Origin of the sequence: Marinobacterium sediminicola (assembly GCF_022343685.1) — a bacterium.
In the GTDB taxonomy this organism is placed as follows: domain Bacteria; phylum Pseudomonadota; class Gammaproteobacteria; order Pseudomonadales; family Balneatricaceae; genus Marinobacterium; species Marinobacterium sediminicola.
In genome coordinates, this window is the sequence record NZ_CP092123.1 from 3,089,718 (window position 1) to 3,113,604 (window position 23,887).

At 51.2% G+C, this 23,887-nt stretch carries 19 protein-coding genes; 1 reads left to right on the forward strand and 18 read right to left on the reverse strand.

Annotated elements, in window-relative coordinates; genetic code table 11:
* Positions 1 to 6 precede the first annotated feature (6 nt).
* The 18 genes from LN244_RS14125 to LN244_RS16460 all read right to left on the reverse strand — a co-directional run bounded on the left by LN244_RS14125 (position 7) and on the right by LN244_RS16460 (position 22,659).
* Positions 7 to 1,797, reverse strand: a complete 1,791-nt coding sequence (locus LN244_RS14125; RefSeq protein WP_239040417.1) for a GmrSD restriction endonuclease domain-containing protein — start codon at positions 1,795 to 1,797, stop codon at positions 7 to 9.
* Positions 1,798 to 1,877: 80 nt separating this feature from the next.
* A complete protein-coding gene (locus LN244_RS14130; protein WP_239040418.1) occupies positions 1,878 to 4,751 on the reverse strand; it encodes an ATP-binding domain-containing protein in 2,874 nt (957 codons plus the stop codon).
* A gap of 44 nt (positions 4,752 to 4,795) precedes the next feature.
* Positions 4,796 to 6,529, reverse strand: coding sequence for a BREX-1 system adenine-specific DNA-methyltransferase PglX (pglX, locus tag LN244_RS14135; RefSeq protein ID WP_239040419.1), 1,734 nt, complete (start codon positions 6,527 to 6,529; stop codon positions 4,796 to 4,798).
* Positions 6,530 to 6,531: 2 nt separating this feature from the next.
* The gene (locus LN244_RS14140) at positions 6,532 to 9,561 is read right to left on the reverse strand and encodes a reverse transcriptase domain-containing protein (RefSeq protein ID WP_239040420.1); all 3,030 of its coding nucleotides are present in this window, start codon (positions 9,559 to 9,561) and stop codon (positions 6,532 to 6,534) included.
* On the reverse strand, positions 9,558 to 11,507 hold the full coding sequence (pglX, locus tag LN244_RS14145) for a BREX-1 system adenine-specific DNA-methyltransferase PglX (protein ID WP_239040421.1): 1,950 nt from the start codon (positions 11,505 to 11,507) through the stop codon (positions 9,558 to 9,560). Before pglX (LN244_RS14145) ends, LN244_RS14140 begins: the two co-directional genes overlap by 4 nt.
* Entirely contained in the window at positions 11,504 to 12,241 is a 738-nt protein-coding gene (locus LN244_RS14150) for a hypothetical protein (protein WP_239040422.1), read from the reverse strand. The genes pglX (LN244_RS14145) and LN244_RS14150 overlap by 4 nt, the downstream gene beginning before the upstream one ends.
* Entirely contained in the window at positions 12,238 to 12,945 is a 708-nt protein-coding gene (locus LN244_RS14155) for a hypothetical protein (protein WP_239040423.1), read from the reverse strand. Before LN244_RS14155 ends, LN244_RS14150 begins: the two co-directional genes overlap by 4 nt.
* Positions 12,942 to 13,592 carry a hypothetical protein gene (locus LN244_RS14160; RefSeq protein ID WP_239040424.1) on the reverse strand — a complete coding sequence of 217 codons (651 nt, stop codon included), beginning with the start codon at positions 13,590 to 13,592 and terminating at the stop codon, positions 12,942 to 12,944. The genes LN244_RS14155 and LN244_RS14160 overlap by 4 nt, the downstream gene beginning before the upstream one ends.
* 276 nt (positions 13,593 to 13,868) lie before the next feature.
* Entirely contained in the window at positions 13,869 to 17,540 is a 3,672-nt protein-coding gene (gene brxC, locus LN244_RS14165) for a BREX system P-loop protein BrxC (protein ID WP_239040425.1), read from the reverse strand.
* Between the two features lie 29 nt (positions 17,541 to 17,569).
* The gene (locus LN244_RS14170; RefSeq protein ID WP_239040426.1) at positions 17,570 to 18,151 is read right to left on the reverse strand and encodes a DUF1788 domain-containing protein; all 582 of its coding nucleotides are present in this window, start codon (positions 18,149 to 18,151) and stop codon (positions 17,570 to 17,572) included.
* An 18-nt stretch (positions 18,152 to 18,169) separates the two neighbouring features.
* Positions 18,170 to 18,781, reverse strand: a complete 612-nt coding sequence (locus LN244_RS14175) for a DUF1819 family protein (protein WP_239040427.1) — start codon at positions 18,779 to 18,781, stop codon at positions 18,170 to 18,172.
* A gap of 72 nt (positions 18,782 to 18,853) precedes the next feature.
* Complete coding sequence (locus tag LN244_RS14180; RefSeq protein WP_239040428.1) at positions 18,854 to 19,270, reverse strand: hypothetical protein; 417 nt, start codon at positions 19,268 to 19,270, stop codon at positions 18,854 to 18,856.
* An 11-nt stretch (positions 19,271 to 19,281) separates the two neighbouring features.
* Positions 19,282 to 19,887, reverse strand: coding sequence for a type VI secretion system-associated protein TagO (locus LN244_RS14185; RefSeq protein WP_239040429.1), 606 nt, complete (start codon positions 19,885 to 19,887; stop codon positions 19,282 to 19,284).
* Between the two features lie 86 nt (positions 19,888 to 19,973).
* On the reverse strand, positions 19,974 to 20,975 hold the full coding sequence (locus LN244_RS14190) for a helix-turn-helix transcriptional regulator (protein ID WP_239040430.1): 1,002 nt from the start codon (positions 20,973 to 20,975) through the stop codon (positions 19,974 to 19,976).
* A 53-nt stretch (positions 20,976 to 21,028) separates the two neighbouring features.
* The gene (locus tag LN244_RS14195) at positions 21,029 to 21,550 is read right to left on the reverse strand and encodes a hypothetical protein (RefSeq protein WP_239040431.1); all 522 of its coding nucleotides are present in this window, start codon (positions 21,548 to 21,550) and stop codon (positions 21,029 to 21,031) included.
* A gap of 381 nt (positions 21,551 to 21,931) precedes the next feature.
* Positions 21,932 to 22,138 (reverse strand): hypothetical protein, encoded by a 207-nt coding sequence (locus tag LN244_RS14200; RefSeq protein WP_239040432.1) that lies wholly within the window; start codon positions 22,136 to 22,138, stop codon positions 21,932 to 21,934.
* A 103-nt stretch (positions 22,139 to 22,241) separates the two neighbouring features.
* The gene (locus tag LN244_RS14205; protein WP_239040433.1) at positions 22,242 to 22,427 is read right to left on the reverse strand and encodes a hypothetical protein; all 186 of its coding nucleotides are present in this window, start codon (positions 22,425 to 22,427) and stop codon (positions 22,242 to 22,244) included.
* Complete coding sequence (locus LN244_RS16460) at positions 22,408 to 22,659, reverse strand: helix-turn-helix domain-containing protein (RefSeq protein ID WP_275424693.1); 252 nt, start codon at positions 22,657 to 22,659, stop codon at positions 22,408 to 22,410. Before LN244_RS16460 ends, LN244_RS14205 begins: the two co-directional genes overlap by 20 nt.
* A 109-nt stretch (positions 22,660 to 22,768) precedes the next feature.
* On the opposite strand from LN244_RS16460, the gene LN244_RS14215 reads away from it, so the two are divergent.
* A complete protein-coding gene (locus LN244_RS14215) occupies positions 22,769 to 23,746 on the forward strand; it encodes a hypothetical protein (protein WP_239040434.1) in 978 nt (325 codons plus the stop codon).
* Positions 23,747 to 23,887 lie beyond the last annotated feature (141 nt).

The window sequence follows — 23,887 nt, forward strand, 5'->3', positions numbered from 1 at the left end:
TGCTCATCACAATGCCAAGTAGTAATCCCTAATCATCAAGGCCATCAGCTTACGTCTTGCTTCAAGAAACTCAGAGTAGTTCTCCGCGTTCACTTCACCGATAAACGCCGGAATCGCGTTCTCGGACAGGTTGGCCTCCAAGTCACTTTGTTGGGTAATCTCACCCAGTTTCAGCTCACCCGTATCAATCTGTCCGCTCAGCCATGTCATGTACTCTGTCGGTGGGTAGTCCTTAATAGCGATGTTGATGGGCGTTTCTGTGAGTGCGAAGTTGGCCACTTGATTGTAGTCACCCTGCTTCGGGTAACCGTTCTTGATCAGGTGATTTTTCGGCACGATATGGTGCATGTCGCCATGCCCCTCGATCATTTGGGCAACATTGATGGATTTTGACAGAAAGCCCCGTGCGCCTTTGCTTACCAGTGCGGCGAGGAAGATCTGAAATGCGGGGCTTCGCTTACTCGGTGATACCAACTCCTGTGGCAATGTAACCTCCCAGAACCCCTCGCCCAACTCGGATGTTTCGATCAGGTACAGGTACTCAGCAGCGCCCTGGTCTTCAATACGGCGCAGATCGGTTTCCCAGGTGGATTCGAAACTGCCTACTGCCCTCCCGGTCAATAGCGTCATCACAAACCATCGTTTCACCAGCTGTGAGCGCTGGCCTTCAGACAGCTGGTCATTGTTACGCAGTCGTAGATACAGCGCATAAGCGAAGTTGAGCGCGTTCTTGGAGCCGATCATGCTTGCATCAATAAAGCCTGCCGACTTGATCATCATAACGAAGCGCTCAAAATGGGTCTTGCTCACCATTTTGTCGAGTGCATGGCCGAAGCGTGCATAGGCGTCCGGTATACGACTTTCATCGATCTTGCGCGTTTCCGGGTCTAAGCCGGATAGCTCGCTGACAATGGCTGCAGCCTTACCGCGGGAAAAGCCCACTAGACCGGCAATGCGGATAACATCGGTGTACTCCGGCTGGAATAACTCATCAGATTGGCTTTTCAGCCACTGGATTTTGTTGAGATGGCCCGAGGCGCTGAACTCCGCATCATTCTCACGAATGTCTTCAAAGGCATGCCCGGATACCGACAGGTGGCAAAAATAATCGATCAACTTTCGCAGATTCCGGCCTTCATCACCGTAAGTGGCAATCTTGCTCATCACAAAATCCGCACTGGACAGCGGGACCCCCTTCGCGTTTATGCGAACAAAGATCTCGGCCACAGTGTCGACATCAAGATTGTCCGCAAGTGAGATCACCCCCACTTGTGCGTGTTCGATACCGGCCAGCCTTGCAACCGCCGCCTCGACTTGTGCTTCATCAGCATCAGGGTTCTTGTCGAAATACTTACGTAGAAAGGTCAGCTGACTGCTACCAGAAAAGAACTCGCTTATATCGTGGATCCACTGGCTGCTGTTACTGATAGCTGGAGTGCGAGTGGCAAACTCTTCAGTCAGTGGATTGAAGGAGATTGCGATTCGTTTCTTTTCATAGCGCTTGCCTACTACCGGCTGGCCCGCAATGGCTGCACGTAATGCAGTGACACGTTGTTGACCGTCAATCAGGATCTGCTGGTGAGCAGCGACCTGCCCGCCCTTGAGCTTCGCACCAACCGACTGCCAGGTGATCAGATAACCAACCGGGTAGCCATTGTATAAGGAATCCATAAGATCCCTGACTTGGGATGTCTTCCAAACAAACGGGCGCTGCAGCTCCGGTATTGCGATTTTGTCACTGCGCACATCGGCCAGCACCTGACTGACGGCGGTTTGTTTCACTTCGTACTTGGCCATAGGTGATCCTTATGCATTAATTTATCCATTTTGAGCCGTATGCTTGCTTACCAAAAAAGAACCATCTCGCCATTTTTATACTACTGAGACGAGATGCCGCACCTGCTCATGACCAATCTATTTCTTGCACGTGTACATCCCACGTAAAGCCGATTGCGAAATATTGGCTGTGAAAGATCATACTGGTCGAGCATGGGCAGTAGCACAACATCGAACTCAAGCCCTTTCACATGTAAGACAGACGTGAAATGCACCAGGTACTTTTTATTTAGTTCAATATGCTCAGACATGCTCATTTTCCTGAAACTACCGTCCAGTTTTTCCTCACAGTAACTGTGAAATAGTTTGGCAGCCTCAAGATCAGGCAATACGACTGCAAGTGACTGATCTTCGGGAGTCTCTGAAATCAGTTCGCATATATACTGAAGCTCATCATGGCGAGCACTAAAATCTCGTAGATTATGTGGCTCTCCTTCACCATTAAATCTGACCTCCAATGCAGAATGAAAAATCTCTATATCTATTTCATTCCCTTTGCTGAGTAAATTTCGCAAATTGGCGCTGAAGGATGCAAGTTCAGGCTCGGATTTTTGCCGCAGGTTCTCGTCAAGCTCAACAAACTGAGGATAATGTCCAATCGGGAAACATTTTCCAATATGAATTTCTTGATTTCGCAGCAACTGCTGCGAGCGATCACCTACTACCGTAACAGCAGTAAAAAGGGGATCCGCCTGTGAGGTCATGAGATAAATCTGCTGTTCAGTGAAATCCTGCACCTCGTCGACAAAAACACTTTGATAATACGCTGGCTCACGGAGACTGGGTGGTAATGTAGAGCTCACGCCAATGCTCAGGTCATGGGCCAGGCACAACAGCAGATCTATATCTGAATCATTCAGTTTTTTTGTTTCTAGCCGTTCATACACTTCCTGTGCGATATGTTTTTCCGGGAAATGAGCAGCAGCAGAGCTCAGGGCTTTCGAATAAGACCCTGCAATGTTTTTCAATGGCTTTGCCAAGCAATCTATGGCAGATCGCATAAATATTCTACGTGGAAATAGCTTTCTTTCTTCCTTTTCGACGTCGTTCACCGCCTGACTACCAAGGCCACGGTAAACCTTCAAACGTTTCAGAACCTCACCATCCAAGTACAGCAATGAACCAGATGAGCCAAGACGAATGAATAGTTCATCTACCGGCATAAATACAGCATTAAACCGACCCTTTTCAGAAAAATTAGGGACTCTAGCAATAACGCCCTTACCATTTCTGGCAAGCTCCAAGGCTTCGTCAAAAGATAGAACCTGGCCCTCAGCAGACAGAAATTCGTATTGCCTGCTTGAGGCTGTAGGGACGGTAACTGGCTTAACGTTACCTTCACCTTGAGCATTTTTCTCTAGATCATAGAGAACCAGAATACTGCCTGTATCGAGAAAAAGGTCTGTTGCAGACTCAGCAAGCTTTGGCGCAAGCTCCTGAATACTCTTGCCATACACGACTCGACCTCCAACCAAAACGCAGAGTGAGTCTGCCCCGAGAATTTTTTGCGTTACTTCTTCTATTTTTCGAAGCAACTTCCTTCCCAAGCCATAAATTGCACGCTCCGGCGAACTTGCTCCTCTCAGCTCTAACGCAATCTTTTCGACTTCACTCAAAAGATTTTTTTTAGCGACCGAAAACAGTGCTTTTTGGCTAGACGTAAAGCTGTTCAGCTTGTCGCTATTAATTCTGGTAGCTTGATCAACAAGGTCCTCAGCTATGATCTTCGCCACCTCTCTTCGCGAGGCGTTTAACCAGGCTAGCGTTGTGGTCAAAGGGTCTCCTGGCTCACTGCTGTGCTTAAAACGAGCACCGTTGATTCCCGACGACTCAAGGTTTCGATAAGCCCTCAAACGAGCGCGCAACTCGTGGTACTCAAGAACAGGCAGGCTAGGCATACCGAGCTGACTACATGTTTCTTTGAGGTACTGAATCAGCTCAGCGGTACGAACAAAGCCAACGCTGCCTTCTTGGGAGAATTTCCCAGCAAACTGTGCCTCCCAATAATCAAAATCATCGCCCAGAATTGCGTGAAATGTATCTCGATCAGAGACTTCATTGGAATTAAAGTCGCAGAGCATCTTGGTGCGCCCCAACGCTGCGGACGTTTTCCCTGATCCAGCCACACCTTCTACCCACATGGGGCCAACGGGGGCACGGGAAATAATTTTATCCTGACCATGGGTTCTGTTTAGAAAAAAATGATCGTCTAGAGTTATGCCAGACGAAGATTCAACGGCGTACTCGTCTTCATGATCATCTATTTCGGAGAAGGATAATAAGGCTTGCTCATCGTCATCATCTACGATCAAAAGTGAAAAGGTGTCAGTCTCCTCGCTCGGCTGACCATCTGACTGATCACTGACAGGCGCCGGCAACACTGTATTCGGTTCGGTTGTTGGAACCTGTGGTTCAGGCGGCGTCTGATGAACAGCCTTTCTTACGCTAAGAAGCGCTTTTTCAATAAAGGCTCTTAAGTCCATAACTCTGCCACTACCATCATTATTCTCAACTTTCATAGCCATGAAGTTTCGTGCGTGTCGCTCCAGCTCTTCAAAGCCGTGTCGCCGAAACTGACGTTCTTCTGCGACTTTATAGCTCCCCCATGCTTGCGAGTAGCCCTCATAACCCATACCGGCGACAGAGCATAACCGACCAACAGGTGAGTGGGGCGTAACATACCCGGAGCGATGGCTAGGGTAGACTAGGGATTCCATGCCCAGTCGAAAAATAGTAATGCCTCCCTGCTCACGATCCAGCTTCAACGCCTTTGAATACGCACTGCGCTTCAGCCCTCTGTATTTCAAATCACCATCACGAATCATTTTTTCCGCATATTCAATAATCCCATCAAGGATCTCCAATTCCTCTTGGGCAACTTCCTGTAAGTAGCTTTCGTTGAGTGTCTGATCCATGCTTGTTCACTCTGCTTCATGATGTTTTTTATTTCGCGAGTAGCTCACTGAGGCTTTTCACCCGTCACAGCTTTTACTTCAGCCAACAGATCCCCAAACTTGCCATAGTTCACCTTCACGCCATCATCCAGATCCAGTGCGATTCGCTGGTCTGCAAAGTGACGGAGTTTTTCATCAAACTCAGCCAGTTCAGCCTGCTGTTTGTGCAGGGTGTTGATCTCTTTTTCCAAGCGCTTGGTTTCAGCAGCGGATGTGCTGGCGGCCTTATCCTGCTCCAGCTTGTCAGCATAGGCAGTAAGCTTAGCGGTAAGCGGAATCACGTATTCGGTACGCATACGTGCCAGGGTACCTTCGTTGTAGCGATGCAAGTAGACCAGACATTCGAAAGCCTTCTGCTTGCCTGAGCTGAACAACCAGTAGATCGGGCGCTTCTTGTAGGTGCGCATATGATCCTTATAGAACTGGGTGCTCAGGTAGCGGCGGATGGTATCCAGGGCGGATTCGCCCCGCTTGGGTTTGATAGCGTGCAGGCACAGGCTTTCGGCCACGAAATCGAGGTTTTCCTGCAGGTGCTCATCGCCCCAAACTACTCGGACAAACTCACGGAAGCGGTTGGTAGCGTCGTCGGCAAACCATTCCTGATCGGTCAGCGGCAGGATGGCATCATCATCCGGCATAAAGCGCGGCGACGGGATCTGCTTCAGGTAGTCCTCCAGGGTTTCGCCCTGACTGGCGAGAATCAGGCCGGGCTTATCAATGGAGTAACGGCCCATCATGCAGCCAATGGCATAGGACAACAATTCTTCAATTGTTTCACATTGAAGTAAAAGCCTAATTTCTTGTTCATCCTTTTTTGAACCGTATCGATAAAAAGGATTACAATTAAGAGTTACTTCCTCTGAAAAAACGTCAGGATCCAGTTCTCCTGCTAATCCATATGCATCGATGAATAGTCTATTGTTTTTCTTTTCTAACTCAATTGTTTTTAAAACCATCTCATCCCACTTAACACAAAGATCCTGATATCCATGTCTTATTGGGATCTTATCATGGGCTATTTCTACCATAGGGTTAACCGTGAAGTCCCATGACGTTTCAAAAGCATCCCAATCACTTTTGGCAATAGCTATCAATGATTTAGAGACCAATCGAACTTCATCATTAATATAGCCTGGGGCCAAAGTTAGCTTTCTAAAATCCCCTGACTGAAAATGTAATGTTGGGTTTAGTATTTTTGACCAATAATCAGAGAACTTTGTGTTCATTAAGGCCACGCCGATCTCGATAAGATCTGGGGCCTTAAAAAAAGCAGACGGACCAGAGGCATCAAAAATGAAACCATTAGGTAAGTATCTGCATGAAAGTCTTCCGCTTGTTACATCAGACCAAGTAATTCCAGAAGAAAAATAAAACTCTTCGCCTCGTGCGCAAAAGTTCTTTTCAGACTTTATTTCATTTCCATTATCCTGCCAATTAACAACGTAATCAAAGTTTCCATACCACTTTCTATAAGCACCACCCTTATTGTATGGGTACCACTTATCATTAATTTTTGAAATAGATACTTCTGACCAAAGTCTAACATAAATGGCATTATTTCCGGTTTGAACACCATTTGAGGAGGTTGCATACCTAGAAATAGAAGGATAGTTTTCAAAACAGTTTAGTTGCTTCTCACTAATCCAATAAGCCACCGGCCCACCAGGAATCTTCATGAAATCCGCCGCCGAAGCCCGATAGAAATACTGGCTCATATCCTTGGTTTTTTCCTGACTCATAATTATTCCCCTTTCGGTAATTCTTTACGGTCGTGCGCCATGTCGTTATTGAAACCATCGGGTACAGGCTTGAAGCCCTTCGATGGTGAACGGTGGCTGGACTGGAATTGGCGCAGGGCGAGGATGTCGATTTCGCCCGTAATGCAGTAATCGTGGTTTCCGCCTCTGACACGCAGCAGATCTCGCTTCCAGCGATCCTTGTAAGGAGCGCGGATGCGGCTGTCGCCAAACTGGCGGTTATTGCACTGAATGATGTAGGCATGGATGTCCAGTGCAGCGGACTCTACTAATGCGTTGAAGGTATCAGTATCCGGATTCCATTCAGCGACAAACAAGGCGTCGATTTCCCCGCGCAGATCTGCGCGGTATCGGATATTGGTGAGTTCACTACAGATCATCAATGCAAAGCGGAAATCACCATGCTGGATAATCGGCGGCTTGTTCCATTGCTGACCTTGAGCCGGAACCATCTCCAAACCTGCCAACCGAAAAAGCTCTTGTTCCTCGTGCAACGCGGGGAACTGCTTGTCTTGCCGGTAAATCATCAACGATGGGAACCCAAGGCCATCATGTGTCAGTGATGCCCAAATCTGGTTACGTACTTTTTTCTTTGGCGCGTGCAGGTATTCCACACCGGTGATCAAGGAAATGCCTCTACCTTTCAGCTTTTCAGCAATGCGCATAAACCACTGAGGCGGTAGAGCCAGCTCCGGCAGGATCAGGTAGCCGGCACCATCTGGTCTGGATATCAGCTCATTAATCAATCGATTAATGCGCTCAAAACGCTTACGAACATCCGGGTCAGGCTGGCGCATGACGGCAGCTACAAAACTGCTATCTTTGGTTTCCCAACTTGATACCGCGATGGTTTGCTTGGCCCGTTTTTCGCCGTCTGGAATGCGCAGCAGCCTCTTGGGTCTATCCCATTGAGGCATCTTATGGTCCGTCAACTCAAAGCCTCGTAAGGCGTAGATGGCATCGTTTAACTGTTCCCACTGAGTTGGGTTAAACGGGTCTGGCGCAACCAGGTATAACTCGTTGAGGCTAAAGGGACGTGTTGAGAAGACCAGTCCACTCGGAACGCCCTTTTGGAACTTTATCCAGTCTCCCAACTTTCGAATGCCAGCGATTACTTCATCGAGAAGTAGGCCAGACGGGTCGATGAGCATTATTTTGCTGCGGGCGGGAACACCTCTTTGCGTCACCATTTCTTTCGGTAGGCCAATAAAGCGCAGAGGGGTATGTGCCAAGTCATAGCTGAAGAGCCGGGAATGCTCTTTGTTCAGGTTTTGGATACGAGAGGTATCAAGGTAACCTTGCAAAAAGGATCGAAGATCCAGGGTCGCGGTCAGGTGAGACTCGTAAATCGTCCCCGCACCAGATGAGCTTTCGAATTTTTCCCACGCGATTTTGCCCTCGCGGCTTAGTTTTGGAGGCCAAGCGGATACAAAGCTCTCAGCTATTGATTCATATAGTGGTGTTTTCCAGCATTCAAACGCTTCATCAGGTACGGAAGTGCCTGATTTGATAGTAATCTCGCAGTGCTGTTCAACCTTCGCAACCAACGCCTCCAGCGCCCTAAGCAATTCTCCCAGGCGCTCGAAGTCCTGACATGCCGTCGCCATTCTGATAATTCGAGGCAGATACTGGGACAGCTCGAAGAACTTTACCGGCGTAAGCAAATGATCCATAACCGCACGATAAAAAGCATACCGATGCTGCTTCCAGGCATCTGGCGGCAGGTCACGCTCATAGGCTTCGTAGTCGCGCAGGTTAAGAGCAAATCCCGCCCTGTGTAGCGTTAATGCGTCTGTCTTGCGTAGGTTGTCTGCCTGTTCTCCTGCGTGATTCGTGGCCTTTAGCAGGTCAGTGGCGACAGTCCCGGGCGATTCAGGCAAGTTAGGTAAAGAACGCCATTCGCTTGCACGATGATTAATTTGTTCCGAAATCGCGTTGATGAGAGCAGCACCCGACTCACCTGACAGAACAAACAACTTGTTTTTGTCGTTCTCAAAAGCGACACGGCTTCCTTTTAGGTACGGTGGACAGAACAGGATACTGCGCTGCTCATTCTTGAAAAGGTCTTTGCCTCCATCGCGGCTGAAGATCCACTCCCAGAACTTCTCAGTACTCTTAATACCGCTGGTGTTCTCCATGACCAGCATCATGTCATCTACATAACGGCCGTAGTAGAGTGGCACAACTTGCTGCTCGATAAACTGGTCCATTCTGAGCAAGGCAGCATTTGCTATAACGGCAGAGGCTGGCAGGCCAACGGGTAACCCCTTCTTTAACGGCGTACTTTGAGCCCAAGCTTTCACAGCCGTGATGAATAAGCGGTGCAGCTTTTCCTCTGGCGCCTTCAGGTCAACACCTGCCAGCTTTTGGAAGTCATCATCCAGCATGAAATCAGGATTCAGCTCATGGTAGAAACTACTAACATCCGCCGTAAGCGCCAACACTTTCTTTTTGTCAGCCAAAGCTGACTTCATAGCTTTGATGCCACCGTCTCGCCAGTCTCGGAATGGTTTCAGGTAGGGCTTGAAGGATCCCAGGGCTTGCTCATTGATCTTGTTATGTCTGTTTCGTCGCAGACGGCTGCCATACACGTTATCACTGAGTGCATTATCGAACTTGTCTCCGACTTTAAGCATCCAGTATGTCGATAGAACGTGGAGATCTATGCTGCACCGAGCCATGAGCCGGAACTCTGCGGTAGGCTTGTCATCGCCCTCAACCATCCGCGTCCATTCGTCATCAGGTGATGCGAAAATAAGCCCTGAGTCTGCTTTGGATTCTTTGTCATCAGCGGGATTGATCGACTTGGGTACCAATATCCAAGCGCCAAGGAAGTCAGGATCAACTACCCAACCTTCATCATCACTATTGATGCGGTCACAAAGGCACTCAAGATTTTCGACGAGGTTATCTTCGTAGTCTGCCATCCCGAACAACTGCGGGTTGGTCGAGTAGTACAGGTCTACCTTGGCTTTACGCCAGGCGATAGCGAGATCGGTGGTGGATACGTTCATGAGCTCGCCTGCTTAGCGGCTTTCAGGTTTCTCTCGTTGAGCGGGGGAAAGGAAACTGGCCGATCATCATCGCCAATATCCTCGTACTCAACATAGCAATAGGCACCTTTTGTTTCGGTGTGCCCCCCTTTCCTGCAGACAGTGGCTGCTGTACCGAAAGCGATCCCCATAACCATATTCGCCATATGAGCCATACACTCGATGGACGACTCAGTAAGAATTTTCATGCGCAACTTTTCGTAAGAAGACAGGAACATCCAGCTTTGCATGGTCACCATCGCGTTAAAGCCAAATGGGTTGAGTAATTCAAACCCTCGTTCGATGAAGATGGCAAAAAGGTCTGATTTACTGTCTGGATAAGACTTTTTGGCCCAATCTTTCAGTTGTGCGTTCATGCCTTTTCCACCCATATAAGGCGGGTTGGCTATTACCGCATCATAACGCTGTGCCAGTACCCACGCCTGCTGCACATGGGGGAACAACTGCAGCGCTGCTGGCTTCTGCATGGAATCCCCTTCCTTTGCCAGCTGGGTGAGCTTATCCAGTAATTCCTTGAGCGGTTCGGCATCTTCCGCAGGCACTTCAATCAGGGAACCGAAGGTTTTGGCCTCGCTAAAACGCGCCAGGGTGCGCTCCAATAGCTGATAGCGGTTATCGGCCTTGGCACTGCTCAGGTCCGCCTGTTCGCTCTCAAACAGGCTCTGCGAGCTGCCCTGCTGCCACTCGCCCCCAAGGTTCAGTGAGCGCCAGAGCTGGTTCATATCCAGGTGCCCGGTTTCCTGCAGGGACAGGACATTCAGGCTCACATCACCACTGGCGACTCGGCTGAACAGTCGGCGGTCATCCTGGCGGGCCAGCATCATCAGTGCGAACCCGGCCAACTGGCCGGCGCGGTCGTCAATATCCAGGCCAAACAGGTTGTGGTTCAGAATCATCCGTGGAATATCACGGGTACGGTAGCCGCGTTCTTCGTAGATGGATTTGAGCAGCTTGTAGGCCTCCACCAGAATGTGGCCGGAACCACAGGCCGGATCCAAGACTTTGATGGATTCAGGGTCGATACTCTCTGGCGTGACAGCATCCAGCTTAGCCTGTACCTCTGCAGGCTGCTCACCCGGTGCAATGTAGTACGGCATCTGGTCTTTCAGCGGGCTGTCCGGGTAGGTCTGCAGCCATTGGCGCCCTACCGAGTTCTGAACAAGGTACTGTACGATCCAGTTGGGCGTGAACAGCTGGGTAGCGGCCGGGATATCTTCGCTTTTGACGACCTTGCCGATTACTTGGTCTTTCTTTTCACTTATGTAGAACTGATACAGCCAACCGATGATCTCGACATCCTGCCAATCCTCTTCAGGAATAGCGCTGACCAGAGCACGAATCAGCGAGTCGGTTTTGGTCAGGTTGTCCGGCAGCAGCAGCTCGGTGGCATCATCCAACTCTTCAAACAGGAACGGCATGGCTTCATGCAAGGCATGACACTGTGCCAGCAGCAACTCACGGTAAAGGGCTTCATCCTGGGTGCCATCCAGTTTCAGATCCGCGACCTTGGCCCTGTCCAGGCCCGGCAGTTCTATATCAAGACAATCATCCAGAATCTGAGGCGTACCCGCTTCGCCTGATGCGGTGCTGAGCACCCGGCGACCATGATCCAGATAGCCATGAATTTCCATGTAGCGGATGGCGCAGAGGCGGTTAAACCAGCTGTATGCGGCCTGCTCCATCGTTTGAGCGAATCCGATCTGCTCAATGCGTTTTACCAACGCATCGCGTGCACGGCTAATGGCCTTTGGAAAGGTGCGGCTGCCGATCAGTGCCAGGTCACCGCGTATCTCCATTGGCTCACAGCCTTTGGCCGTCACACCATAGAGCGCTGCCTGTTTAGTCATGGCGGCAATGAAGTCTTGGCGGGCCTTGGGGGCGTATTTCTTGATGTTGGCTGTGTTCATAGCGCTTCCTGATCTATGTCGGGCAAATCGTCCCGGTCAACAATAATTAGATTCGATGCGTCAGTGTGCTGGAAGACGTTGAGTGGTGTTGTCCCAGCGGCGAGGCACAGAACGCTGGCGTCGTCCTGTAGATCGGTAAGGGAGACCCCATCACGCAGATGCTCACGCCAGTGGCCATCGGTGCTGAACAACAGGCTGACGCCTTTGGACCAAACGAATGACCGGCGCACCGGGGTGGTAAAGCGACGACCTTTGAACGCGCGTGTCAGGATGTGCTCAGCGCCCTGAATTTCCGTGGGGCATTCAGTTGAAGAATGGTGGTAATGAGCTTCCACTGTATGCGGGGTATTGAGCCAAACAGGCGTACCCGCGCCGCTAATACCTAACAGGCAGTCTCCCGCAAAAATCAGAGTTCCTTCATGCCGATCCAGGTCCAGCGACGCTATCAGGTAGCTGGCACGCTCATGCAAATGCCGGGATCTGAGTTTCGTATGAGCATGCTTGAGAGCGTAGATGATTGAGTCTGAAGTACTCAGGCGATCATGTGCGCGAACAGCAGCCCAAACACATGCCCGTGCCCAGCGTGAGGCAAGTTCAACACTGGTGTTGGACTCAGCCGCATCGACGAGCGCAATGACGGCTTTGTTATCCCAGGCACAAAGCGCTACGGCATCGGAGTTGTGTAATCGGGCGTTTCCTTTTCGACTCTGCCACTCCATTTGCATCAGACTCATCCTTTCGCTAATGCTTCCAGACGTTCGAACAGTATGTCTTCTCGATCACTGTCGTTGCCGGATTGACTCGCAACGGCGTACTCGAAGTTGTTGTCGTCCAACAACGCCCGAATTTCGCCTGCGATATAGGCTTTAACTTCAGTCGGGCCCGCAACAATCTCGGATACAAGCTCCGGCCGGCCGTCCACTACATTCAGGATATCTTCGATGTCATGGCTGCTGAGGGCATCGCCGTTGCCACGTCCTTTCCAGGCCTCAAGCTTGGTCGCAACAAAGTAGACAGGATCCACAAGGTTAATGGTTATCCCAGGCTCCAATTCATAGGGTGTGGCGGTGCTCAGGGCCTGTTGATACCAACGGTTGGTGAAGCCAAGAACACTCTGGTCGTCCGGCATGAAATCCACGCGCAGTTCACCCAGCTGCATGGCACAGACGGGAGGTGTTTTCTCACCCGGATCCGGCATGGATACTCGGAAACCAGCTTTTCTTAGGGTTTCTTGCAGTGTGTAGAAGTCGGCGCGTCCCATCACATGCACGATGATATCGACATCATCGGTATGTCTCACTTGTTCAAGCGTGAACTCATCACTCAGGTACAGGGCCGTTGTGCAGCCGCCAACAAACGCCATCCTGGCACGCAGATCAGGACCCAGCGCCACAGCTACCTGCTTGAGCATCGCACGTTGTATCTGTTGTGTACTCATGCTTTCACATCCATTTGAGCTTTTAAGAGGTCGGCAGCCAAGTTGGCTTCTCGCGGATTACCCAGACGGATCGCATCCACCAACGCCAGTAGGGCATACAGCTCGGGGTCACGCCGTACCGCGTAAGGGACAGAAGGGTGTAAGGGTGTGACGGACAGCCCCTTTTGGTTTCCCCTGGCATCGGGCCATACGGGTACCAGATCCCCCCCGGAGATCAGTTTTCCCTCCAGTACAGGAGCCGCAAACGAAGTACCGATCCCCCGCGTTAATTCGCCGGCCTTGGCCGGAAAAACGTAACGAACCCCGTGTACCAGAAACTGGAACAGAGCCTTGGTATTGGTGCGCGGAAGATCCGTTTTTCGGTCTCGCTTGGCAAGCCCTACGTCCAGGCATCGCTTCAGGCTGGCACTGACCTGCGATTTACTGATACCTGTCTCTTGTTCAAGGTTTCGCACACTGTAGAGCTGCTCCTGCAAAACAGTCGCCTCCGGCACACCTGCAGCACGACTCAGGGTCTCTATTTCAACGCCCCAGTCCTGCCAATCATTAGGCCAAGCTGATCGTTTACCATTTTCACCTGCATGGGCTTTTTCGTGCTTATGCAGCGAAATCAGTTTTAGCAGCAACACAATGTCTTGACTTTTCATCAGAGCCTCGTCTTATCTGTCCTGCGTCCTAGGACACGGGACAATCTTGATCAGCTTGCAGTAAAAGATCAAGCACCCATTGCAGATCAAAACACCGACACCATGCGGGTTCATCCATTTCTCTGCACTGCCATATACCCCACCCGCAGCCGTTGACGACGTGTTTACAGCGCTCTAAAGTAATCAGCAAGTGGACTGGGAGTGCCCGGTCGGCGTTATAGCCCCTGTGAGTGCATTGGGGCTTTTCGCTTTTTTGGGACACGCACGGTCAGCTCGTTACCTCAGGCGCACCCGCTTGTCCTGCTTCACTGCAGACTGCAACTCTTCGCGCAGCGCCTCCACAAACCGTTCAATATCCGAGTCGGATTCCAAATAGATTCCACTGCTGACCTTGTTGAACACACTGGTCGCGGAGACTTCGACAACCGGCTTGGGCCGCGCAACCGGTTTCTTGACCACCTTGGGCACAAAGGCCGGGGCGTCGTCACTCACGCCTGTCGCTGTGCTGGCCGCTTCCGCAGCCTTCAATGCAGCCGCTGCTTCACGTTCCTGACGTTCTGCTTCAGCCTGTATGGCGGTTTCCAGCTCATACAGGGCCTCGTCCAGCCGATCCTTGGCGGTTTCTGTCTGCAGCAAATAGATGTTGGCGATACTGGACTCGGTCTCAACATCGGCCTTGATCAACTGCAGTGGCCTCAGCAGCCGGTTACTCAGTTCCGGCGTTTCGATGCCGCTCTTCTGGATCTCGCCCTGAAGCTGGGTAATTTTTTCATCAACCCGTTCCAGGGCATGCTGGCGCTTTTCGTCCAGCAAAGCGGTGTTGACGGCTTCCACCTGCTCAATCCACTCAGTGACTTTGTGCAGCTGGTTGTAGGGAGAGTCCGCCTTATACAGGTCATGCAGCGATTTCAGCCCGGATTTTGCTTTTTCATCCCGCTCCAGTGCCGGACGGTTTTTCTCGAAGTGCGTAATTGCAGCTGTTAACTGCTTCCAGCTGTGGAGCTGCTTGGTGAAAAACTCATGCAGGTCGCGGTAGTCTTCCTCCAGATCCAGGTAGTCATCCTGGTTATCGGTCAGCACTTTGAAGAACTCCACACTATCGGTATTCGATAGCAGATCCTTCAACGTGCGTATTGATGCCTCAACCCTGGATTTACCGGGGAAGTGGCCGGTTTTCATCTGGTTCTCATAGCCGGTCAGGTTAGTGAGCCATGTATCCAGATGCTGCCGGTAAAACTCGTAAAGGTCTTTTTCGTTCTCAGGGCCTAGAGCATTAAACAGGTCCTGTGACAGATTACGGGCTTTTTTCAGCACCGCATCCTCGGTCAGGCGCTTTTTCTGCACCTTAACTTCGCTGCGTTTGCGGGTATTGGTGAGGCGGTCAAACATCTCATCCAGTGGCAGTGCCGGACCATCGGTGTGGAAGGTCAGGCGCCCTGCTGCGGCCAACCGGGCCAGTACCAGAAGGATCTCATTATCCGGCCAGCCATAGGGACGCTTGCTGAAACGCTCGACAATATCGCTGACCAGAAGACGGTCGTTACCGGAGGCGCGCAGGCCAATGTACTGCTCGACATCCTTGGTGGCTTTCGGGTTACCGGCTTCGCCATCCAGTGTCAGGCCCATCTGACCAATGTCGTCCATGGTCAGCACGGCTTTCAGCTCGCGCAGAGGATCCTGCTGGAGCACCTGCAGATAGGACAGCTTGGTGTAGGTGTTCTCCAGCAGGTACTGACAGGCATCATCCAACCGTGACAACAGGCTGCTCTGGCTCAGCTTGAGATGCTGGCCCAGGGCATAGCATTCGGCGTTGAGCAGCATATCTTCCAGCGTGGCCCGCAGGCGCTTGCGGCGCTCCTGGTTCTCGCGGCCACGGTCTGCCAGTATCCGGGTCAGATCCGTACTGGTGCCATCGTCATTCAAACGAATGAACTTGTTGGTCTTCAGCCAGGTTCGCAGCTCATCAAAGAAGGTTTTGTTGTCAGGCAGTTTGATCAGAACCTGCCCTGTACCCTCGGTGGATTTGTTGATGCAGCCCGCTTCACCGTACTGCTCGTAATCCAAGTCCAGCGGAGAGATAACTTCAACACGCAGATCGGCTTCGTAGCGTCCGTCCAGTGAGTGGCCATCCAGGTAGCGGCCAATACTGTAGTCAGTCTTGTTCGGACGATGGCGGTACTTGTTCTGATCCTTAAACAGGTCCTTGAAGATCAGGTTGCCCAGCTCCTTGTTCTCGTCATTACTGGCGATATCAGTCGCTTTGATCTTGCGCGTGATGTCCCGCTCTTCATTGGTCAGGAACAGGAATTCATCACCATTGCGGGTGATCAAGCTCTCTTTTTCCAGACGCAACAGGGATTCTTCAATACGCTTGCGCAGTGCCAGCTTGTCGGTATCGATGGTATCAATCGACAGCGTGACCAGATTGTCGGCGGTGCCTTTGATCAGATCCACATAGCGGATCATGAACAGGGTACGAAGAATGTCGATATCGGCTGGCTCAAGCCCCGAGTTTTCAGCGGCCTGGTCGATGGTGCGTTTTACGGCCGTGTCCAGAAAGCCTTCGACCGACCGATAAAAGGCGTGCATGGGCACCAGCGCACCGATCTCCTGGTTAGCCAGGCTCATAGCCGCCATCTGGAATGCATCCAGCATGGAGCGCTCACCGTAGGCCAGATGAGCACCGGTGGCGCCCACTTTACGGATCTCTTCAAACACCTTCTGCACCAACTGGAAGTGATAGGGTGCGAAGGGGTAGTTGGCTACAAAGCTTTCGGGGCCATCAAAATTGCGCAACGTCGGGCCGGATCGGTCAAACGTAATCTGGTTGCGCAGGATATCGCCGTATTGAGCCCAGGTTGAACGCAGCTGCTCTTCCGCTTCCGGCGTTTTGCGCAGTAAACGCTTTTGAATCACCTCATCCGTGTTGGAGCTGGACAGGGACAGGCGTGTTTTGAATCGACCGGCGATTTTGGAGAAGTCGTTGACCTTGGACGACGTCAGTTCACCCAGCACGGCATCCATGTCCGCCTGGGATGTCACCACAATCCACGCTCGACCCTGACAGATGGTGCCGAGGTTTTCCGTGATCGTCTGCAGGGTCAGCATCAGCTTAGTGTCAGAACCAATGAACTGGCCCACCTCATCCACCATGAATACCATGCGGTGATCAGCCCCTTGGCTGTCCAGATATTCCTTCACCCAACGGCAGAAGTTCTCCACGGATACCGAGAAAGTCTCTTCGGATTCTTCAAACCACTTGTGGGCCGCATCTGGTGACAGATTCAGCGCCTTGCCGATCGCCTGCTCAATGTCGTCCTGATAAAACTGGTAGCCATCACGCTCCGCCTGCCATTCCATGCCGGAGGCTTCAGCAAACGCATCACAAAAGGCCTGATACACCCCCTTCTGGGTCAGGTGGCGCTCCATATGCGCAATATGCGGATGGTCGCCACTGAACCCCTGGTACTCGTTGAACACGCGCAGGAACACATTGAGAATCGGGTTGCCCTGATCGTTTGAGCTGGCTTTGCTGTCAATGTTAAACAGGATGACATCAGCAGGATTGGAGACCGACTTGTCGATGTCGGCACGGATCATGGCATCACGCAGTTTGTGCTCATCGAAAAACTGCACCGCCTGCTTTTCGCTGCCATCGGCATCGTGTGCGGTAATGTTGGCCAACAGGTAAGACAAGGTTTTCAGGAAGTGGGACTTACCGGAGCCAAAGAAGCCGCTAATCCAAATGCCCACCCGGCCGGCAATTGACGGATCACGCAGGTCGGTGCTGTATGACTCAAAAAAGTGCCGAAAGTGCTTTTCCAGCTCATTGGTGACGACGTACTCATCGAGCTCTTGCCAGACGGTTGCGTCATCATTTTGGTCGGCTTTAACCACACCATTGATAGAACGATCGAGAGGCTTAAAGAAAAGATTCTTGATGGTCATACAGCATCATCCTTGCCAGTCACAGTGGGTTATGCACGCGGTACCAGCGTGAATGCCCGGTAGTAGTTTTTGCTGGGTATTTGATTGAACAGCGTCAGGCTTTGCCCGTTGTAATGCCCCGGGTAGAACAGCACCACGGGTTTGTGCCCCAGAAGCGCATGCAGCTTGTTGAGCAGATTGTGGGCACGCAGAACAGGCCATACAGAGCCAATGCCGTGTAAAAAGATCACATCCTGGTCAGCTGCTTGGGTTTGCTCCATCAAGAAGGGGGCAAATTTGTCCATGTGCATTGGGCCGGAAAGTGCTTTCAACAAGGCCGTATCACCCTTCGCAACCTGCATGGCACAAGCCTTCTCCAAAAAGTTGCGACTGGCCAGGTAATCCCTCATAACCTCTAGCAAGTTTATGCTGGCAACCTTCATATTCGGATTTTTCTTGCCCAGCTGGGACACCAGAAAGCTCAGATGCTCTCGTACCTGAAGCTCGTGCTTGGGATGATAATCAAAAATCCAGAAGGCAATTTCATTGCCCAGCCCCTGCCCCTGCAAAAACTCTTCACTCTGGACCTTGTCATAGATCTGGTTAAGCCGATCTTGTAACGGCTGGTTCATGCTGGCTCCTTGCTCATTTCACCCTGCGGCGGCGCCCGAAACTTCCAAACATCCTCGAATACGATGACGGTAGGTATCATCCAGCAACACCCTGACTTCAGGACGCACGAGCAGATGCTGAAGCGTCAGCGAGCGCGTATCGGTTAACAACCCCACCTCTGCCAATATCCGGAATGCCACTTGCCCTGTCTTGCGCCTGGTCGTCATCGACCAGTCGGCCAAGGCGGAATCCTTATGGGCACGCTCATCCAAAAAATCGCTCCACTGCCAAATATGCAGCTTACCGGCCTGGGTGACAAAAGCATCCCGCAGAACCGACTCGATAAACTCGACCAACAATAAGTTGCGCTCAAGCACTGCACAAAAGGATGCTTGTGTTGCGAGCTCATCATCGCCATCTCGAATCGCTTGCCAGAACGAAGGCTCCATGCGTTCAAGACGCTTACGAACCGATTGCGCTATACGCCTTGCGGTTGCGGCTGTGGGCTTCTGGAGCCGATTATCTGTCTGGATGGCATCAAGCCACTCTTCCGGAGTTGCGTCTTTGAGCAGCAAGTCTGCAATGACCCGAGACTCTCTCACCATGAGAGAGCCGCCGGTCAAATCACTGTCATAACTGAAGTGGCGCATCCCGATACTCGTAACCCATTCGTTCAAACGGGTAAGGATACAACACAAAGTACATGGTGTCTGATGCCTGCGTCATTTGCTGTTTTGGCTGTGAGCACAAGCTAGCTGCAAACCCACACCAACCAGAAGCACGGCCCAGCCCCACTGCAGCTGAACCGACTCCATTGCCATGTCAGCCAGGCCTCGAAAGGGATTCCCAGCCAGATCTTTCTCCATCTCAGTTCTGACTTCAGACATACCAGATTGGAAATGAAAAAAACTGAATAGCATGACGGCAAGGCTTAGGCCTGCTGTTAAGTAAAGTCCCCGCAGCTTTTCCTTTAGCAACAGAATAGCTGAAATGCCGGCAAGGATTAGCACCAACACACCGTCTCCTTCACCATTACGAAAATAGTTCACATTCCCCATGAAAGGGACACTCACAATCGGCGTGAATACACCAACGAACAGCAGCAATGTGCCCATCCAGCCCAAAGTGGTCGGTTTCATAACCCTCTCCCTTACCAGTGGCAGGTTTCACGAAGAGGCTTGATGGCCTCTCTCAATCCTTTGATATCAAATATCGCAGTCACCGGGCTTTCGTTATATGGCGTCACTTGTGCAACCAAGCTGTCTGCCTCCATCATGGATTTAAGAAAAGCGATCGGCTGGGGGTGAAACGTTGCTTTACTATCCGTCGACATAGACCAGCGGCGAGTGCGGGCCTTCTCGGTACCCACACGGCTGAGAACATCCGCTTCACTACCCAGGTAGTCATTCCATACAATGAAAAGGTCTGTTTCATTGCTGCGGCATCGGGCAATCATAGCCACGGGGCTTCCCCAACGACTCTGACCTTCATCGGCTTTAAGGAGAAGAGTCACCGTTTTGCTGTCATCAATGGGGTTCGTCTCAACATTAACAGCCCATTTCCCATTACCTGACACATTGACCGACTGTGCTTGCGGGCCATTTAATCCATAGCGCTGTGCCAAGGTGTCGTAGCACTCCAGGCGAGAAAGGTCGCCTTCCACAATGGCACAGGCAGCAATTTCCTTATCCGTAGGCATAGCTTGAGCTGTGGCGGTGAGCCCAGCGGAAAGTAATAAAACAATTGCTCTTTTCATGGTCATCCATCTCCGTTGTTTGTTTCAGGCATCATAGACAGAGCATGCGACAGTTCATGTCGCAGAAGCCTGATAAATCCCCCCTTTTAATCCAAACCGAGAATTTCCCGAGCTTGTTGATGAATGGCTTCGCGCCAACTCAGTGGTTCCAGTACATCAACGGCTGAACCGAATCCCTGCAGCCACCATTGAGTTTGTTGGTCGTTTGGAACTTCAGCATCCAACAAGACCCAGCCATCCTGATCGGGTTCGCCAAGAGATTGAATCGAGCTGACGGGGGTTTCAGAGAGCATCCAGGCAACATCAGGTCGAACTTTGGCCTTGAGTTTGACCATACCGCCGTCTACGGGATACCCAAAGGCTCCTTGGGCTATGTATTCCTCAAGATTAAAGTCGACCTTCGGCCTAAGCGCAGTATCACTTCTAGTCGCGGATTGAATTCGGTGAAGTGCAAACTGTCGAACATCATCGTAGTCATTCACGGTCGCCAACAGGTAGGTCACACTGTGTCGGGCCACCAGACCCAGTGGGTGTAGAACAAAAGACTTCACCTGACTCTTGGCACGGCTCAGATATTCGACATCCAAAGCATATCCGTTGAGCAAAGCATCGGTCACCCACTGCCACACATCATGTGAAATAGGTGCGGGTATCAGTGCTTTCCCGTTTGGGATCGCTTTCACTAGCTGTGTCCAATGCGCAAAGCTATTTCGCTCAAGGCTATCCAAGTACTTTCGAGCGTTGTGGAATTGCCCACCCAGTTGGTCAATCGCCACCTGGGGTAGCAAGCCAGTCAAGTACTCTTCTGCCATTACCAGCGTCAGAGCTGTCGCTGTATCCATGGCTGGAAGGTTACTTTTGAACCCAGGGTCGAAGGACCACCGAAACGGACGACTGGACTTGTCACATAGAAGGGGGAAATGCCCGGACATTTTTTCCAAATCACGCTGAATGGAACGGATATCCACCTTGAAACCTCGCTCTTCCAGCAACGCCTGAAGTGTTGAAGTCGCACGGTAATGAGGCGCGCGAGGAATGAGCTGCAGCATGTTCAGGTAGCGGAATAGTGTATCTTGTCGTGCACTCATGGCGGCATCCTTGTCAGTTGAAGCAATACGGTTGTCGTCCGGTGAGATGATGGTTACAGCATGTCCTCTATATACCACCGCTTGTGAAACTCCGTGAAATCTTCAATCTGTTTCCGGGTTACACCCAGCAACCCGCCACTCCAAGAAGAGAATGCCCGACTGCCATTTGGCAGATACACGTTCTCGGGGAATGTTCGCATGGTGTAGACCGGATTTTGAACCTTGTACTCCGTGCCTATCTTTTTGAAATAGCTGCCTTTGAGCATGAACTTTGTCGTCCCCTTTGAATTGAGTAAAACGTTCTCAAAGTCCATTTCCTGCACCCGGTGTGCGTATTGAAGCAGGATGCGGAAAACGTCAGCGGGGCTCTTGTCACCGGGGATAGACTCAATGTTAATCACCAGCACTGAGGGTTGGACATAGTCCTTGTAGTGACTCTCAATTTTGATGCCGGTATTTCGTGGATCTTCTGCCAAAACTGCATTCATGGGCTTCATCAGTATTTGGTTGTTAGCTGCGTAGACAGAGCCCACCACAGAGAGAACCAGGACAGCGAACACAATGATTTTTTTCATCGGAAAATCCTTTTTGATGCCTGTTTCAGGTTACATATCGGTTGCGGGCTCTGAGAGGGCTGCAAATTGGAGTCGATAGATGACATGCAAACACGTCCAAATCGTGCCCTTACGTTCATGTTTCGCAGCTGCCTATCAGTGCCCGCCAAGAGCCAAGCGACAGTCGTAACTATAAATAAGTAGAACGACAGTCCATGTCGCATACCTGCTTTCCGTGAGTAAAACGAGAGGGCTAGGTAATCAAATGTACAAAAATTAAGCTGGCGCTACCCTATCGATACCGCCGGTCGAAAAATACCTTTCTTGGTCATCTCGTGCCGGAGATCAAAACGTTCCAGTGCTGCGGTGGGGACGACCTGTTCCAGTTGTTCGAAATTCAGTTCAACAAAGCGTGACTTGATCGATGCTTATCAGCAGGCCCTGCATTACACCGGCTAGCCGTGATGCGATGCCATGAATATGCTGGGCGTACTCTTTTCGGCGCTGACGCTGATACTTGTCCTTGATCAGCAAACGACGATTGCGGGCGCCAGATTCGACGGTACTGGCCAGGATGTCCTCGATATCGGGCAGCTCCAATACAGGCAAGAACTCTGCTGTTCCAAGTGGTTGTCAAATCCCACCTGGGTTTCGCGGGGCCAGTCCAGATCATTAAACAAACTAACCGATCTTTGCCTGCTATCACTTAGCATCACTCAATCCTTTCCCGCCCCACAGCAGGCGCATTGATCCATTCTCGATCTTCATCAGTCAGCTCAAAAATCCCTTCCTGAAGCAGAGACTCCAAGCCTAAAGGCGTTTGCTCACGGTACGGTTTGTGTTTTTTGCGCTTAGCACCAGCAGTCAAGCTGTCACTCTCATTTAGATCTTGCTTCACGCTCACCCTCCGGCATCTTTACGTAAGTCACGAGCTTTTCAATGGGGCAGTCAAAGTACGCACATAACCGGTCCAGGTTGTCAGTCACCGTACTGTGTCCCCGGTGATTGATAATTTTGGAAAGTGTCATACGGTTAATACCTGTTACCTCTGCCACTTCTTTCACCGTGATCCGTCGTCCCTCCTGGAACTCCTTCTCAGCAATCAATTCTTTCAAATGGAATCTAAGCATCAAGCTCACTCCGGTTATCAACTGTAAGTTGAAATAATCAAAAGATGCGATACGTTAAAAGTGCGAGTGATCAGATAACTGATCACATGAACTTAATAAGGAACATAGTATGACAAGCATCAACAAACGACCATGGAATGACGATGAGGTAGCGGCCTTGAAGCAGGGCTATGAAACAGGTACGCCGACCTTGTCGATTGCTCAGTCACTTGGCCGAACCCATCGCTCGGTACGTGGTAAAGCTCACACACTGGGGCTGAGTCATCATGCCCGTGACTGCCAGCTGTATACTCCTGAGGAGGACCGCTTTATCCTGCAGCACGCTCACTCGATGACTCGGGCAGAGATCGCGAGGGCACTGGGCCGCAGCGAAGGCTCAGTCAATCAGCGTGGTCAGCGACTCAACGTCGCATTTCAAAACCCGCTCAAACAGGCCAAGTACGAAAAGGACCATGACTTCTTTCGTGTCCCCAGCCTCGAAAACTCTTATCTGGCTGGCCTGCTGGCAGCAGACGGCTGGATTCGTCCTGAGAGCGCTGGCAAAACCATCAATCAGGTTGGCATTTCGCTCAAGGCCCAGGACCGTCACTTGCTGGAATACCTGCGTACCGCTTCGGGTTACACCGGTGTTATCCGAGAATACAGAGCCGATGAATACCCCCAGACTGAGCTGCGCATTTCAGGTGTCCCACAGTGGATTGAGGATCTGGAGCGGTTCTGGAACCTGACGCCGAACAAAACGTTCTCCCTGCAGCCTCCTAATGAAGCGTTGCTCACCCCCGAGCAAATTTTGGCTTTCCATGTCGGCCTTATTGAGGGTGATGGCTTTATCGGCATCACCGGTGGCACACTCAAAATTGAGATGGTCACAGCTTCCGAGAGCTTTGCCGACTGGCTGGAGCAAAGCTGGGGGAGCATTACTCAAGCACAACCCTCACGCTATCTGCATCGCGATGGAAGGGCACACTATGTCAGCCTGTATGGGGCTAATGCCAGACGGCTATGCCGGGCGCTGCTGGCGACCGGAATGCCAAGGCTGATGCGAAAGTGGAATACGGCAATTTCGGAAATTGAGAAGTTCCGCTGAAACGAGAAGGAGTCGTGATGGGGGCGGATGTCCGCCCCTTTTTTGAAACTTAACCAACGTCTAACCAGCTAACTGTGGCTGAGCGTGCCCATAATGCTATGGCGTTATGAAACAGGTAACCAAACCAGTTTCCACTGTACT

Bases quoted from the DNA above. Each gene is read 5' to 3' on its own strand.
- LN244_RS14190 (WP_239040430.1), bottom strand. From the start codon at position 20,975: ATGAGTGCACGACAAGATACACTATTCCGCTACCTGAACATGCTGCAG.
- brxC (WP_239040425.1), bottom strand. From the start codon at position 17,540: ATGACCATCAAGAATCTTTTCTTTAAGCCTCTCGATCGTTCTATCAAT.
- LN244_RS14170 (WP_239040426.1), bottom strand. From the start codon at position 18,151: ATGAACCAGCCGTTACAAGATCGGCTTAACCAGATCTATGACAAGGTC.
- pglX (WP_239040419.1), bottom strand. From the start codon at position 6,529: ATGAGTCAGGAAAAAACCAAGGATATGAGCCAGTATTTCTATCGGGCT.
- LN244_RS14160 (WP_239040424.1), bottom strand. From the start codon at position 13,592: ATGAAAAGTCAAGACATTGTGTTGCTGCTAAAACTGATTTCGCTGCAT.
- LN244_RS14155 (WP_239040423.1), bottom strand. From the start codon at position 12,945: ATGAGTACACAACAGATACAACGTGCGATGCTCAAGCAGGTAGCTGTG.
- LN244_RS14215 (WP_239040434.1), top strand. From the start codon at position 22,769: ATGACAAGCATCAACAAACGACCATGGAATGACGATGAGGTAGCGGCC.
- LN244_RS14140 (WP_239040420.1), bottom strand. From the start codon at position 9,561: ATGAACGTATCCACCACCGATCTCGCTATCGCCTGGCGTAAAGCCAAG.
- LN244_RS14195 (WP_239040431.1), bottom strand. From the start codon at position 21,550: ATGAAAAAAATCATTGTGTTCGCTGTCCTGGTTCTCTCTGTGGTGGGC.
- LN244_RS14125 (WP_239040417.1), bottom strand. From the start codon at position 1,797: ATGGCCAAGTACGAAGTGAAACAAACCGCCGTCAGTCAGGTGCTGGCC.
- LN244_RS14185 (WP_239040429.1), bottom strand. From the start codon at position 19,887: ATGAAAAGAGCAATTGTTTTATTACTTTCCGCTGGGCTCACCGCCACA.
- pglX (WP_239040421.1), bottom strand. From the start codon at position 11,507: ATGAACACAGCCAACATCAAGAAATACGCCCCCAAGGCCCGCCAAGAC.
- LN244_RS14130 (WP_239040418.1), bottom strand. From the start codon at position 4,751: ATGGATCAGACACTCAACGAAAGCTACTTACAGGAAGTTGCCCAAGAG.
- LN244_RS14180 (WP_239040428.1), bottom strand. From the start codon at position 19,270: ATGAAACCGACCACTTTGGGCTGGATGGGCACATTGCTGCTGTTCGTT.
- LN244_RS16460 (WP_275424693.1), bottom strand. From the start codon at position 22,659: ATGCTTAGATTCCATTTGAAAGAATTGATTGCTGAGAAGGAGTTCCAG.
- LN244_RS14175 (WP_239040427.1), bottom strand. From the start codon at position 18,781: ATGCGCCACTTCAGTTATGACAGTGATTTGACCGGCGGCTCTCTCATG.
- LN244_RS14150 (WP_239040422.1), bottom strand. From the start codon at position 12,241: ATGAGTCTGATGCAAATGGAGTGGCAGAGTCGAAAAGGAAACGCCCGA.